The sequence below is a fragment of the Duffyella sp. Ts4 genome (assembly GCF_051851875.1).
Lineage (GTDB): Bacteria > Pseudomonadota > Gammaproteobacteria > Enterobacterales > Enterobacteriaceae > Duffyella > Duffyella gerundensis.
Map to the genome: position 1 here is coordinate 1 of NZ_JBLYPN010000027.1, position 13265 is coordinate 13265.

Consider the following 13265-nt stretch of genomic DNA (forward strand, 5'->3'; position numbering starts at 1 on the left):
CTCCGACCGCTCGGTTCGTAGCCGAGTACTCTATCCAGCTGAGCTACGGATGCATTGTAAAATCTTCACATGGGGAGAACTGTCACTGCCTGAGGAAATACTGCCAGAAGAGAACACTCAACTTGCGGAAATTATCATGGTGCATCCGGGAGGATTCGAACCTCCGACCGCTCGGTTCGTAGCCGAGTACTCTATCCAGCTGAGCTACGGATGCATCAGAAATGGCGGTGAGGGAGGGATTCGAACCCTCGATGCAGCTTTTGACCGCATACTCCCTTAGCAGGGGAGCGCCTTCAGCCTCTCGGCCACCTCACCATACGCGTTCTGACGAACTGTGCTTTTGAACTTTGTTTCCGCTCATCGGCACTGCGTGGCGCACATATTACTTTCCCGCACTTATAAGTCAAACAATTTTTCAAAGGGATTGTTTGATTGAACACTTACCACTCAATCAGTGCAATTTGACGGCAAAAAGAATGATTTATCAACATCAAGCAAGGGCCGGCGAGTGAAAATAAAGAACAGTGAAAAAGCGGGGAAAGTGGAAATTCAGGCAAAGCGGTAGCGCCTCGCTACGGCGAGCGAGACGCTGAATCCGTTAGAAACTTGTTTGCTGAGTTTTCTCAGCCTGAATGCGCTGATATATCTCTTCACGGTGAACCGATACTTCTTTTGGCGCATTAACACCAATGCGAACCTGGTTACCTTTAACCCCCAGCACCGTTACAGTCACCTCATCACCGATCATGAGGGTTTCACCAACTCGACGAGTTAGAATAAGCATTCTTTGCTCCTTGAAAGATTAAAAGAGTCGGGTCTGTTTGGACTCCCGGCATTATCCATCATATAACGCTAAACGTAGACTAAGACAAATACAATACAGCTCTTCGTCGCGCCAATACATTCCGCTGATAGTTAGTTTAGCCGAAATACACTACATCAGCCTGACTTTGTCATTGACTCTGCATATCGTATTAAAAAGCGCCTGAGCAATAGCCGCAGGCGCTTTTTAACCGAGCATTTTTTATCGCATTATAACTTCGCTGATACCCAACTCTCGACGCCAGCTAATGCCGCTGGAAGAGCCTGAACGTCGCTGCCCCCTGCCTGCGCCATATCCGGTCGACCACCGCCTTTACCGCCTACCTGCTGCGCAACGACGCCAATCAGCTCACCGGCTTTCACACGGTCGGTTAAGTCTTTGGTAACACCGGCAATCAGCGCAACTTTGTTATCGGCAACCGTTGCCAAAACGATAATGGCTGATCCCAGCTGATTTTTTAAATCATCAACCATGGTACGTAGCAGCTTAGGATCAACATCGTTCAACTGACTGACCAGCAGCTTAGTGCCTTTTACGTCAATGGCCTGGCTGCTGATCGATGCACTCTCTTGCGCAGCCTGTTGGTCTTTCAGCTGTTGCAGCGTCTTCTCAAGCACTTTGATGTGCTCAACCACGCCGCGTACCTTCTCATTCAGGTTGCTGCTGTTGGCTTTTACCAACTGAGCAATCTCCTGCAGCTGCTCGCTCTGCGCATGTACCTCAGCCAGAGCCGCTTCGCCGGTAACGGCTTCAATACGGCGTACGCCAGCCGCAGTACCAGATTCTGAGGTAATCCTCACCAGACCGATATCGCCGGTACGTGAAGCATGCGTACCGCCACAGAGTTCGGTGGAGAAATCGCCCATCGATAAAACGCGTACCCGCTGATCGTACTTCTCACCAAACAGCGCCATGGCTCCGTTAGCCTTCGCGGCCTCTAAATCCATAATGTTGGTTTCGATCGGGAGGTTGCGGCGAATTTGTGCATTGACGATATCTTCAACACGACGAATTTCATCCGCTTTCATCGCTTCTGAATGCGAGAAATCAAAGCGCAGGTATTTATCGTTAACCAGTGAGCCTTTCTGCGCAACATGCGTGCCCAACACCTGGCGTAAAGCAGCATGCAGTAAATGTGTTGCAGAATGATTCAGACGAATACGGGCGCGGCGATTTTCGTCTACTTCCGCGGCGATATGCTGGCCAACGCGCAGGTGGCCTGAAGCGAGCTTGCCACTGTGACCAATTGCCTGGCCATACTTCTGCGTATCGGCAACGTGAAACTCTGCGTTAGCGCTTTTCAGCACGCCGGTATCCCCTACCTGGCCGCCAGACTCGCCATAGAAAGGCGTTTCATCCAGCACGATAACGCCTTCCTGACCGGCAGAAATCTCATTGACCGATTCGCCATTGATAAAGATAGCGGCGATCTCGGCGTCCAGCGCCAGATTGTCATAACCTTTGAACGCTGAAGCGCGATCGATCTGAATAACATTGCTGTAATCAGTACCAAAACCGCTGGCCTGACGTGCCCGCTGACGCTGCTGCTCCATCGCCTGCTCAAAGCCCGCTTCGTCAATTTTTAGATTTCGCTCGCGGCAAACATCCGCCGTCAAATCCGCAGGGAAACCAAAGGTGTCGTACAGGCGGAAAACGGTTTCGCCATCAAGCGTGTCACCCTGAAGCTTGGCCAACTCTTCGTCCAGTAGCGCCAGGCCACGTTCGAGGGTTTTGGCAAACTGCTCTTCTTCAGATTTAAGGATTTGCTCAACCTGAGACTGCTGGCGTTGTAATTCATCCCCAGCGGCGCCCATCACGGCGATAAGCGGTGCAACCAGCTTATAGAAGAAGGTACCCTGAGCGCCCAGCATGTTGCCATGACGTACTGCACGGCGCACGATGCGGCGCAGCACATAGCCACGGTTCTCATTAGAGGGAACAACGCCGTCAGCAATCAGGAAAGCACAGGAACGAATATGGTCGGCAATGACCCGCAGCGATTTATTACTCAGATCGGTTGCGCCGGTCACGTCTGCCACCGCTTTAATGAGCTGCTGGAACAGATCAATTTCGTAGTTGGAGTTGACGTGCTGCAGCACGGCGGTAATACGCTCCAGGCCCATACCGGTATCTACCGAAGGTTTGGGCAACGGTAACATCGTGCCATCAGGCTGGCGATTGAACTGCATGAAGACGATATTCCAGATCTCAATGTAACGATCGCCATCTTCTTCAGCGCTGCCCGGCGGTCCGCCCCAGATATGATCGCCATGATCGTAGAAAATTTCAGTGCAGGGACCGCAAGGGCCGGTATCACCCATTTGCCAGAAGTTATCAGAAGCGTAGGCGCTGCCTTTGTTATCGCCGATACGGATGATGCGTTCGCGGGGAATACCGATCTCTTTTTCCCAGATTTCAAAGGCTTCATCATCCGTTTCATAAACGGTTACCCACAGACGATCTTTTGGCAGACGAAACCACTCATCGCCTGTCAGGAGTTCCCATGCGAAAGCGATCGCTTCCTGCTTGAAGTAATCGCCGAAGCTGAAATTGCCCAGCATTTCAAAGAAAGTGTGATGACGCGCGGTATAGCCAACATTTTCTAAATCATTATGTTTGCCGCCGGCACGCACGCAGCGCTGCGACGTGGTCGCGCGCGAGTAGTTGCGCTTGTCCTGCCCAAGAAAAACATCCTTGAACTGGTTCATACCGGCATTGGTAAATAACAACGTCGGATCGTTATTAGGGACAAGGGAGCTGCTGGCTACAACCTGGTGTCCCTTACTGTGAAAAAAGTCGAGAAACGCTTGGCGTATCTCAGCAGTGCTCTTGCTCATAAATATCCTGGAATTACGCTAACGAACGTTTTATCTCTTGAGCAACGTAGCTTTTTGTCACTGTTGCATGCCAAAAGACCAACAAAGTGGGAATAAGATAAATATTCTTCAGGGGGAAGTAAAACCCCATTGCCTTCACTCATCGAAATTTCTGAAAACCGCCTGGATATCCTCGCTAAAAAAGCCGCGAGCCTGTAAAAATCGCTGCACTTTGGCTTTCTCCTTCCATTCCACAGGAAACGGCAGGCCAAATTTACGTTCTGCAATATCATAAGCTTGAGTTGCCCAGTCAATTTCGCAGGCTTCAAATGCCTGTTCAGATTGCTCGCGATTTATGCCCTTTTGGGTCAGTTCCATGCGAATGCGTTGAGGGCCATAGCCTTTGCGGCTTCGGCTGGCAATAAATCGCTGAGCAAAGCGCGCATCGTTCAGCCAGTCATGCTCATGACACCAGAGGATAACCTTCTCAAGCGCATCTTCATCAATAGGCTCAGGCGCCGCTTCTTTTAAAAAGGCAGCACGCTGAACAGATAAAGCAATCTTTCGCCGCACTTCTGCTTCGCTGTGATCGCGCTGCGCCAGGATACGGGTCACCTTATCCAGCAGGCGAGAGAATTGATTGCGCGATGCAGGGGCTGGGGTTGAGTCAGTCATATGTGTCCGATACCGGTTGTAAATTACAAGGGTAGCAAAACGCTATGCTTTTAGCCGAAGTGCGCTCTGCTGTGGGTTCTGTGGCAGATTGTGCCGGGATAAAACGGGAAGAGTAAGGACGTTTAAGGATACAACTAAGTGGGAAGTTATAATCGGGCCTGGCAGCCGTCAATGAGCAGAAAAATAAAGAATACGCTCAGAAAGTATCGTGAACAAGGAGCAGCCAGGCTGCTCCTTTCACTTAATTAAAAATCTTCTTCGCTGTCGCTGGTTGCATCTGCTGGCTCATTGCTGGCTTTCTCAGCAGCACCTGCGGTTGGGTTGTTCAGCAGCATGTCACGCAGTTTCGCTTCAATCTCATTGGCAACGGCTGGGTTTTCTTTAAGGAAATTGCTGGAATTCGCCTTACCCTGCCCAATTTTATCGCCATTGTAGCTGTACCATGCACCCGCTTTTTCGATCAGCTTATGCTTCACGCCAAGGTCCACCAGCTCGCCAAAGGTATTGATACCTTCGCCGTACATGATCTGGAATTCAGCCTGCTTAAACGGCGCAGCAATTTTGTTTTTAACCACTTTAACGCGTGTTTCGCTACCCACCACGTTGTCGCCTTCTTTAATGGCACCAATACGACGGATGTCCAGACGAACAGAAGCATAGAACTTCAGCGCGTTACCACCGGTGGTGGTTTCCGGGTTACCAAACATTACACCGATTTTCATACGAATCTGGTTGATGAAGATCAGCAGCGTGTTCGACTGTTTCAGGTTACCGGCCAGCTTACGCATGGCCTGGCTCATCATACGTGCCGCAAGGCCCATGTGAGAGTCGCCGATTTCACCTTCAATCTCAGCTTTTGGCGTCAGGGCAGCAACGGAGTCAATAATGATGACATCAACAGCGCCTGAGCGTGCCAGTGCATCACAAATTTCCAGTGCCTGCTCGCCCGTATCTGGCTGAGAACACAGCAGGTTGTCGATATCCACGCCCAGATTTTTGGCATAGATCGGATCAAGGGCGTGCTCAGCATCGATAAATGCACAGGTTTTGCCCTTGCGCTGCGCGGAAGCAATCACCTGCAGAGTCAATGTGGTTTTACCTGATGATTCCGGGCCATAAATCTCAACGATACGCCCCATTGGCAGGCCACCGGCACCTAAAGCGATGTCGAGTGAAAGCGAACCTGTGGAAATGGTTTCCACATCCATCGAACGGTCTTCACCCAGACGCATGATGGAGCCTTTGCCAAATTGCTTTTCAATCTGACCCAGTGCTGCAGCCAAAGCCTTTTGTTTGTTTTCGTCAATAGCCATTTTTACTCCTAATCATGCGGGATAAAGCATACTCAACGATGCTTCGCTCTGTCTCTGTTGGCAATAATTATACTGTATAATCATACAGTATCAAGCGCTATTTTTAAGAAATTCATTCAGCAGGTAATTAAGGGAAAATGCGACCGACTGACGGCGTACCGCTTCTCTATCCCCCTGAAAATGCTGGCTTATCGCGGCGACTTCTCCTGCTGCGCTGGCAAAGCCAAACCAGACTGTGCCCACCGGTTTTTCCTGCGTGCCGCCATCTGGCCCCGCGATGCCACTGACTGATATAGCGTAGTCAGCGTGAGCTGCGGCAAGCGCACCGCTGGCCATTTCACGAACAACCGCTTCGCTTACGGCGCCGAAGGTGTTCAGCGATGCGGCACTGACCCCTAACATTTGCTGTTTTGCTTCATTACTGTAGGTCACAAAGCCGCGTTCAAACCACGCCGAACTGCCGGAGATATCGGTGAATACCTTGGCTATCCAGCCGCCAGTGCAGGATTCAGCGGCCGTGACCTGCCGTTGAAGCCTCAACAATTCTTTGCCTGTCTGCTCGCTTAACTCGCTTAATACCCTATCTGAAATCATCGCCCTCTCCTTTAGCGCGCTAACCTTATCAATAAATTAAGCCCTGGGATAATCCCTCTTACTGCAAATCGCCAGTGTTGTGACACGCTTTCCAGAGTCAGCCGCCGCGGGTAGCCACTAAAAAGAGACGTGGAAAAGCCAATAACACGGTGCCATTGGCACGTAGCGGATAATGTTGTGTCAGCTCACGGCGATAAAGCGACAAAAACTGCGCTTGTTCTTGCGCTGATAACGGTGCCAGAAAGGGCCTCAGCCCGGTGGCTCTCAACCAGTCAATAATAGCATCTACCGATGGCATGACATGGTAATAGGTCGTACGCCAGATATCGGCGGTCGCTTCGTTGGTGGTTAACAGATCGTAGTAACCCTCGGTGCTTAATAGCTCAGCCCGCACGCTGGTTGCATCGCCAATTTTATCGCTGAATTGAGGTAACCCGGCCACGTCGCGCATCGCACGATGAGAAGGTTCCTGAAGATTGTCCGGCATTTGAATAGCCAGCACGCCGCCTGGAGCCAGCTGTGCCAGCAGGTGCGGGATTAGCTGTTCGTGTTGCGTCAGCCATTGAAGAGAAGCGTTGGCATAAATCAGGTCCTGGGGCTGACGGGCTCGCCATGTGCTGATATTAGCCAGTTCAAATGCGCACTGCGGTAATCGTTGTACCGCCTGTTCCAGCATGGCAGGTGAATTATCCAGCCCAACCACTTTGGCTGCAGGCCATTTTTGAGCCAACAACGCCGTACTGTTGCCGGGACCACAACCGAGATCGGTAATATGGTTCGGCCGTTCGAGTGTGATGCGAGTAAGTAGCTCATGCGCCGGGCGAGTACGCTCATTTTCAAACTGACGGTACAGCGAAGGATCCCAGTCACTTTTCATCGGCCACCTCTGAGTTAACTAAATATGAACGCAATAGACCAACGGTCAAAAAGAGCAGCGTGGCACCTTCTTACTGAACGCCAAACTGAGCATCGGTCGTCGCTGGTAACTTGAATATCACCCGGCAATATTATCGCGTAGTAGCTCGCCTCGTTTACAACGTCTCTGACGTCTGTCACGCCATTTACCAAGCTGAATTGCCCGGCCTGGCGTATTGTCTGGCCGCCATACTGCATCGAAACGAGGCCCTGAGGCTGACATTACATCAGTAAGTTTACCGCGCGAATACAGCCTTAATATCTGGTGCTGCGTGTGTCCTGCCAACGTGATGGAGAGTCATTAAACTTTACAGCATCTACTGGTATCAACCACAGACTACGCTTACCTGTTACGCATCATTCAACGGCGATAATGCCGCAATGGCAGTGCCGCATTTTGTCCCTCATCAACGGCTTTTATTATCGTGAACGGCGACACTAGTCCGGAGTTTGCCTGTTACCTTTCATCATGCTCTCGCTGTAGCTACTGAGTATGGCTTCACTGGCATCAACGATTTTGCTGATGGCATGTCATATCTAATCAGACTATTGAACAGCCAGAAAGTGACGCTTCAATAGCGGCATATTATTGGCGGCGATGAATACCGGCTACGCACTAATGATGAGTGACATTGAGAAATATTGGTGGCTTAGATAATTTTATTGCGTCGTTATTAGCGGACGTGACATGCAAATGAGACTGTATCACTGATGGAGCTTCAGCTAAAAATTGGCAGGCTGGCGATTTAAGCCATTAATAATTGGTTAAAGCCGCAGTGACATTGTGTATCGGCACCATATCCAATGTCATGCAATGTTGGCGGGCAACTCAGCGCCGACAGGCAGCGCCAGGTTGTCGCATTGTTTTTTACAACAATGCAGGCAGGCAACACTCAGCCTTTTTTCACGAACTCAGACTTGAGCTTCATCGGCCCAAAGCCATCGATTTTGCAATCGATATTGTGGTCGCCTTCAACCAGCCGAATGCTTTTTACGCGCGTACCAATTTTCAGCGTCGACGAGCTGCCTTTAACTTTTAAATCTTTCACGACGGTCACAGCATCACCATCAGCTAACAAATTGCCATTAGCGTCACGGACGACCAGCGCGTCCTCGTTTGCCGACGCGTCGCCTGGCGACCAGATATGCCCACACTCAGGACAATTAAGGTTATCGCCATCCTGCCAGCTATATTCTGACTGGCATTGTGGGCACGGAGGTAAAGACATAAAAGACTCCTGATAAAGACAAAAAAAGAGAGCGCCTCAAAACGGCGCCCATCTTATAACCTTACCTTTACTAAGGATAGCGTTAAAACGGATTGTTACTTCGCGCTTTGCCTACCGCCTCGCCCAGCTGCCATACCGCCATGGCGTAATGGGTGCTGTGGTTATAGCGAGTAATCACGTAGAAGTTAGGCAGGCCATACCAGTATTGATAGCTGGTGCCTACATCCAGACGTAACAGGCTGACCTGTTGATTACCTTCCAGCGAGCCTTGCGGTACCAGCCCGGCAGCCTGCAGCATCGCCGGGGTATAACGGGTTTTAAAGCCGTTTTCCAGCGCGGGCGCCTGTCCGCTCGCGGGCACCGCAACGCCACCGCCCGCCACCCAGCCGTGTGCTTTAAAGTAGTTAGCAACGCTGCCTATCGCATCGACCGGATCCCACAGATTAATATGACCATCGTTGTTGAAATCGACGGCATACTGTTTGAAGGAAGATGGCATAAACTGGCCGTATCCCATTGCGCCAGCATAAGAGCCGCGCAGATCCAGCGGATCGTCCTGCTCACTACGCGCCATCAGCAGGAAAGTTTCCAGTTCGCTGCTGAAATATTCTGCGCGGCGAGGATAGCTGAAAGAGAGCGTAGCCAGCGCATCCAGAAGGCGCGTTTTGCCCATCACCCGGCCCCAGCGTGTTTCCACGCCAATGATGCCAACGATGATTTCCGGCGGCACGCCATATTGCTGACGTGCACGTTCCAGCGCATCCTGATATTGATTCCAGAACGCCACGCCATTCGGCACATTATCCGGCGTAATAAACTTGTTGCGGTAGCGAATCCAGGCGCCGTTAGGCCCGGTTGGCGGCGTATAGGACGGTGCCTGTCGATCCATCAGGCGCAAAACATAATCCAGCTTTTTCGCCTGGCCAATCACCGCCTGTAGTTGAGCGCGATCGAAGCCGTGCTTTTGCACCATCATATCGACAAAGCGATCGGCTGCAGGATTACCGGCAAAATCCCCAAACAGTGGCTGTACGTTGTGCTCGCGATCAAGCAAAAAACCGCCTTTTGGTGCCGGCGCTTTTCCTTCCTGATCGGCCTGTTTTTGATTTTTTGAATGGCTGCTACAAGCGGCGAGTAAGACAGTAAGAGAAAGTAAAGCAACCTTGAAACGCATTAAGAACCCATCTGTTTAGCGGTGAAATTTAGCACCATGTTAATCTTTCAAGGCAGTGACTTATAGTGCTAATCCACCCGCCAGCCTTAAATTTACGTTTCCATTCGAATCGCTTTTGCGAGGCCTGCCGCAGCGCCGTATCAGAGGTACAAATATCGTTAAGTCCGCGTCATTTCCCTCTGCTATGGTCACATCTTTATCGACGGGTGAAGCCGTTCGGGCAAAGTGTTAACATCGCCTATTACGCTACGCAGCCGCTGCGTATCCATTTGCCGTACCGGGAAGAATCAACGTTGAGTAAAATCAGTATGACAGCAACAAATCAAACGGACTTCAGCACCCACACGCCGATGATGCAGCAGTATCTGCGGCTGAAAGCCGCCCATCCGGACATCCTTTTGTTCTATCGCATGGGTGATTTTTACGAACTGTTTTATGACGATGCCAAACGTGCTTCGCAACTGCTGGAAATATCGCTGACCAAACGCGGTGCCTCCGCTGGTGAGCCGATACCGATGGCTGGCGTGCCCTATCATGCGGTCGAGAACTATCTCGCTAAGCTGGTGCACTTAGGCGAATCGGTGGCCATTTGTGAGCAAATTGGCGATCCGGCACTGAGCAAAGGTCCAGTTGAGCGCAAAGTTGTGCGCATCGTTACGCCCGGCACCATCAGCGATGAAGCGCTGCTACAGGAGCGCCAGGATAATTTGCTGGCGGCCATTTTTCAAAGCCAGCGCGGCTTTGGCTATGCCACGTTGGATATCAGCTCCGGGCGCTTTCGTCTGTGTGAGCCTTCCGATCTCGATACCATGGCTGCTGAACTGCAGCGGACCAATCCGGCTGAATTGCTCTACCCGGAAGATTTTCCGGCTAAAGAGCTGGTGGAAAACCGCCGTGGGTTACGGCGTCGACCGCTGTGGGAATTTGAAATTGATACCGCGCGCCAGCAGCTGAATATGCAGTTTGGCACCCGCGATTTAAGTGGTTTTGGCGTTGAACAGGCCCATCTTGCACTGCGCGCGGCGGGCTGTCTGCTGCAGTATGTCAAAGATACGCAACGAACGTCTCTGCCGCATATTCGCTCATTAACCATGCAGCGTGAACAGGACGGCATTATTATGGATGCGGCAACGCGCCGTAATCTTGAAATCACCCAAAATCTTGCGGGCGGCATTGAAAATACCCTGGCGTCGATACTTGATAAAACCGTTACGCCAATGGGAAGCCGCATGCTGAAGCGCTGGCTGCATATGCCAGTACGTGACAGCCGGGTAATTACCCACCGTCAGGAAAGCATTGAGCAGTTGCAGGACAAAGCAGGCGAACTGCAGCCGGTTTTGCGCCAGGTGGGCGACCTGGAACGCATTCTCGCTCGTCTGGCTCTGCGTACGGCTCGGCCACGCGATCTGGCACGTATGCGTCACGCTTTTCAGCAGCTTCCTGAACTGAATCAGCAGCTTGAAAGTGTAGAATCTGAACATCTCCAGCAGCTAAAACAGCAGATGGGTGAATTTGTTGAACTGAGAACGCTGCTTGAGCGCGCCATTATTGAATCCCCGCCGGTGCTGATTCGTGACGGCGGTGTGATTGCGCCGGGCTATAATGCCGAACTGGATGAATGGCGTGCGCTGGCCGATGGCGCAACGGATTACCTTGATCAGCTGGAGATCCGCGAGCGGGAAAAGCTGGGGCTTGATAGCCTGAAAGTGGGCTTCAATGCTATTCACGGCTATTACATTCAGGTTAGCCGCGGCCAGAGTCATCTTGTCCCTATGCATTACATGCGCAGACAGACGCTGAAAAATGCCGAGCGCTACATTATCCCTGAACTAAAAGAGCATGAGGATAAAGTTCTTACCTCGAAAGGCAAAGCGCTGTCGCTGGAAAAAGCGTTATACGATGAGCTGTTCGATCTGTTGTTACCGCACCTGGAAGCATTGCAGCTCAGCGCGGCGGCGTTGGCCGAGCTTGACGTGCTGGCTAACCTTGCCGAACGCGCGTGGACGCTTAACTACTGTCGTCCGGTAATAAGCGAAAAAGCCGGTATTACCATTACTAACGGTCGTCATCCCGTTGTAGAGCAGGTAACCAAAGACCCCTTTATCGCTAACCCGGTTAAGCTTTCACCGCAGCGACGTATGCTGGTGATTACCGGCCCTAACATGGGCGGTAAAAGCACCTACATGCGCCAAACAGCGTTAATCACGCTGATGGCTTACATCGGCAGCTTTGTCCCGGCTGAAAAAGTTGAAATTGGTCCTGTTGATCGCATTTTTACCCGCGTTGGCGCGGCGGACGATTTAGCGTCTGGTCGCTCGACGTTTATGGTTGAGATGACCGAGACCGCTAATATTCTGCACAATGCGACAGAAAACAGTTTGGTGCTGATGGATGAGGTCGGCCGTGGTACGTCCACCTATGACGGGCTGTCATTAGCCTGGGCCTGTGCTGAAAACCTGGCAAATCGCATCAAGGCCATGACGCTGTTCGCTACTCACTATTTTGAGCTAACTACCCTGCCTGAAATTATGGAAGGCGTTGCTAATGTTCATCTTGATGCGGTAGAGCACGGTGACACTATCGCCTTTATGCACAGCGTGCAGGATGGCGCCGCCAGTAAGAGTTACGGCCTCGCCGTTGCCGCGCTGGCTGGCGTGCCAAAAGAGGTGATCAAGCGGGCCCGGCAAAAGCTTAAAGAGTTGGAAACGCTCTCTGTACATGCTGGCGCTACGGCTGCTGATGGCCCACAACTGCCGTTGTTGGCAGAGGAGACCTCACCTGCTGTTGAGGCTCTTGAGGCGCTCGATCCCGATACGCTATCACCGCGACAGGCGCTGGAGTGGATTTATCGTCTTAAGTCGCTGGTCTGATTTGACGTCTACGCATAGTGGCTAAGGCTATGCGCAGACTGCTTTTCAGCAGCGTAACAGCACCGGATGCCTTTCCGGTTCTGGATTACGCCGGGCGTTTAAATGATTGAATAGCCACCATCCACAATCAGGTTCTCACCATTAATGATGCCCGCTGCGCCACTGCTGAGATACAGCACGGCAGCAGCAATTTCGTCAGTTGAAGCAAATCGTCGGCCAGGGATTTTTCGTTTCATCTCAGCCGCACGTTCACCATGCCAGTAACGCTTACCCAATTCTGTCTCCACCACGGTGGGTGAAATAGCATTCGCGGTAATCCCAAACGGCCCCCACTCCGCAGCAATCACTTTGGTAAATGCCACGACACCAGCCTTACTGGTGCAATATGCCGCATGATTTTCAAGGGCGATAACGCTGGCTTGTGAGGCAATATTAATAATTCGTCCATACTGGCGTGTTTTCATATCATGGCCGCAGCGCTGAGCAAGGAAAAATGGCGCGGTGAGATTTATCAACAATGTCGCATCCCAGCTTGGCTGCGTGACCTCACCCATCGGCTCCAGAATACCGATGCCAGCGTTGTTAACCAGAATATCAATCTGACCATAATCATCGATGATGGCAGAAATCAAATTATCTATCTTATCCAGCTCCTGTAGATCAAACCGATACCCGCGCGCACCTGCGCCAATTTCAGCAGCACATTGCTCTACGTTGTCTGCGCGGTCCACCATTGCAACCTGCGCACCGGCAGCGCTTAGCTGTGTGGCAATTGCGTAACCAATACCTGATGCAGCGCCGGTAATTACGGCGACCTGCCCTTTCAAAGAAAATAGAGAGGCTGACATGCTCATTC

At 51.5% G+C, this 13265-nt stretch carries 10 protein-coding genes and 2 tRNA genes; 1 reads left to right on the plus strand and 11 read right to left on the minus strand.

The genetic code is table 11. From position 1 onward, the window contains the following. Positions 1 to 137: 137 nt before the first annotated feature. From ACJY2L_RS20040 to mltB, 10 genes are all read right to left on the minus strand, one after another. A tRNA-Arg gene (locus ACJY2L_RS20040) sits at positions 138 to 214 on the minus strand. Positions 215 to 222: 8 nt separating this feature from the next. Beyond that, positions 223 to 315 (minus strand) — tRNA-Ser (locus ACJY2L_RS20045). Between the two features lie 283 nt (positions 316 to 598). Next, a complete protein-coding gene (gene csrA, locus ACJY2L_RS20050) occupies positions 599 to 784 on the minus strand; it encodes a carbon storage regulator CsrA (protein ID WP_067433158.1) in 186 nt (61 codons plus the stop codon). 248 nt (positions 785 to 1032) lie between these two features. Further along, positions 1033 to 3660 carry an alanine--tRNA ligase gene (gene alaS, locus ACJY2L_RS20055; protein WP_439213888.1) on the minus strand — a complete coding sequence of 876 codons (2628 nt, stop codon included), beginning with the start codon at positions 3658 to 3660 and terminating at the stop codon, positions 1033 to 1035. A gap of 135 nt (positions 3661 to 3795) precedes the next feature. Next, positions 3796 to 4314: a regulatory protein RecX gene (locus ACJY2L_RS20060; RefSeq protein WP_067433165.1), complete on the minus strand. Its 519-nt coding sequence runs from the start codon at positions 4312 to 4314 to the stop codon at positions 3796 to 3798. 245 nt (positions 4315 to 4559) lie between these two features. Then, positions 4560 to 5627, minus strand: coding sequence for a recombinase RecA (gene recA / locus ACJY2L_RS20065; RefSeq protein WP_187486805.1), 1068 nt, complete (start codon positions 5625 to 5627; stop codon positions 4560 to 4562). Positions 5628 to 5717: 90 nt separating this feature from the next. Then, entirely contained in the window at positions 5718 to 6221 is a 504-nt protein-coding gene (gene pncC / locus ACJY2L_RS20070; RefSeq protein ID WP_439213886.1) for a nicotinamide-nucleotide amidase, read from the minus strand. A 97-nt stretch (positions 6222 to 6318) separates the two neighbouring features. Further along, entirely contained in the window at positions 6319 to 7098 is a 780-nt protein-coding gene (gene tam / locus ACJY2L_RS20075) for a trans-aconitate 2-methyltransferase (RefSeq protein WP_439213885.1), read from the minus strand. A gap of 931 nt (positions 7099 to 8029) precedes the next feature. Beyond that, positions 8030 to 8365 carry a zinc ribbon domain-containing protein YjdM gene (locus ACJY2L_RS20080; protein ID WP_067433179.1) on the minus strand — a complete coding sequence of 112 codons (336 nt, stop codon included), beginning with the start codon at positions 8363 to 8365 and terminating at the stop codon, positions 8030 to 8032. 82 nt (positions 8366 to 8447) lie between these two features. Beyond that, a complete protein-coding gene (gene mltB, locus ACJY2L_RS20085) occupies positions 8448 to 9539 on the minus strand; it encodes a lytic murein transglycosylase B (protein WP_067433182.1) in 1092 nt (363 codons plus the stop codon). 308 nt (positions 9540 to 9847) lie between these two features. Here mltB and mutS point away from each other — a divergent pair, with 308 nt between their 5' ends. Next, a complete protein-coding gene (gene mutS / locus ACJY2L_RS20090) occupies positions 9848 to 12409 on the plus strand; it encodes a DNA mismatch repair protein MutS (protein ID WP_439213884.1) in 2562 nt (853 codons plus the stop codon). A 98-nt stretch (positions 12410 to 12507) separates the two neighbouring features. Here the strand turns inward: mutS and ACJY2L_RS20095 are convergent, their stop codons facing one another. Continuing rightward, complete coding sequence (locus ACJY2L_RS20095) at positions 12508 to 13263, minus strand: GolD/DthD family dehydrogenase (RefSeq protein WP_439213883.1); 756 nt, start codon at positions 13261 to 13263, stop codon at positions 12508 to 12510. Positions 13264 to 13265: the final 2 nt, after the last annotated feature.

Excerpts from the sequence above, each read along its gene's own strand:
- csrA (WP_067433158.1), bottom strand. The coding sequence starts at position 784 with ATGCTTATTCTAACTCGTCGAGTTGGTGAAACCCTCATGATCGGTGAT.
- alaS (WP_439213888.1), bottom strand. The coding sequence starts at position 3,660 with ATGAGCAAGAGCACTGCTGAGATACGCCAAGCGTTTCTCGACTTTTTT.
- ACJY2L_RS20060 (WP_067433165.1), bottom strand. The coding sequence starts at position 4,314 with ATGACTGACTCAACCCCAGCCCCTGCATCGCGCAATCAATTCTCTCGC.
- recA (WP_187486805.1), bottom strand. The coding sequence starts at position 5,627 with ATGGCTATTGACGAAAACAAACAAAAGGCTTTGGCTGCAGCACTGGGT.
- pncC (WP_439213886.1), bottom strand. The coding sequence starts at position 6,221 with ATGATTTCAGATAGGGTATTAAGCGAGTTAAGCGAGCAGACAGGCAAA.
- tam (WP_439213885.1), bottom strand. The coding sequence starts at position 7,098 with ATGAAAAGTGACTGGGATCCTTCGCTGTACCGTCAGTTTGAAAATGAG.
- ACJY2L_RS20080 (WP_067433179.1), bottom strand. The coding sequence starts at position 8,365 with ATGTCTTTACCTCCGTGCCCACAATGCCAGTCAGAATATAGCTGGCAG.
- mltB (WP_067433182.1), bottom strand. The coding sequence starts at position 9,539 with ATGCGTTTCAAGGTTGCTTTACTTTCTCTTACTGTCTTACTCGCCGCT.
- mutS (WP_439213884.1), top strand. The coding sequence starts at position 9,848 with ATGACAGCAACAAATCAAACGGACTTCAGCACCCACACGCCGATGATG.
- ACJY2L_RS20095 (WP_439213883.1), bottom strand. The coding sequence starts at position 13,263 with ATGAGCATGTCAGCCTCTCTATTTTCTTTGAAAGGGCAGGTCGCCGTA.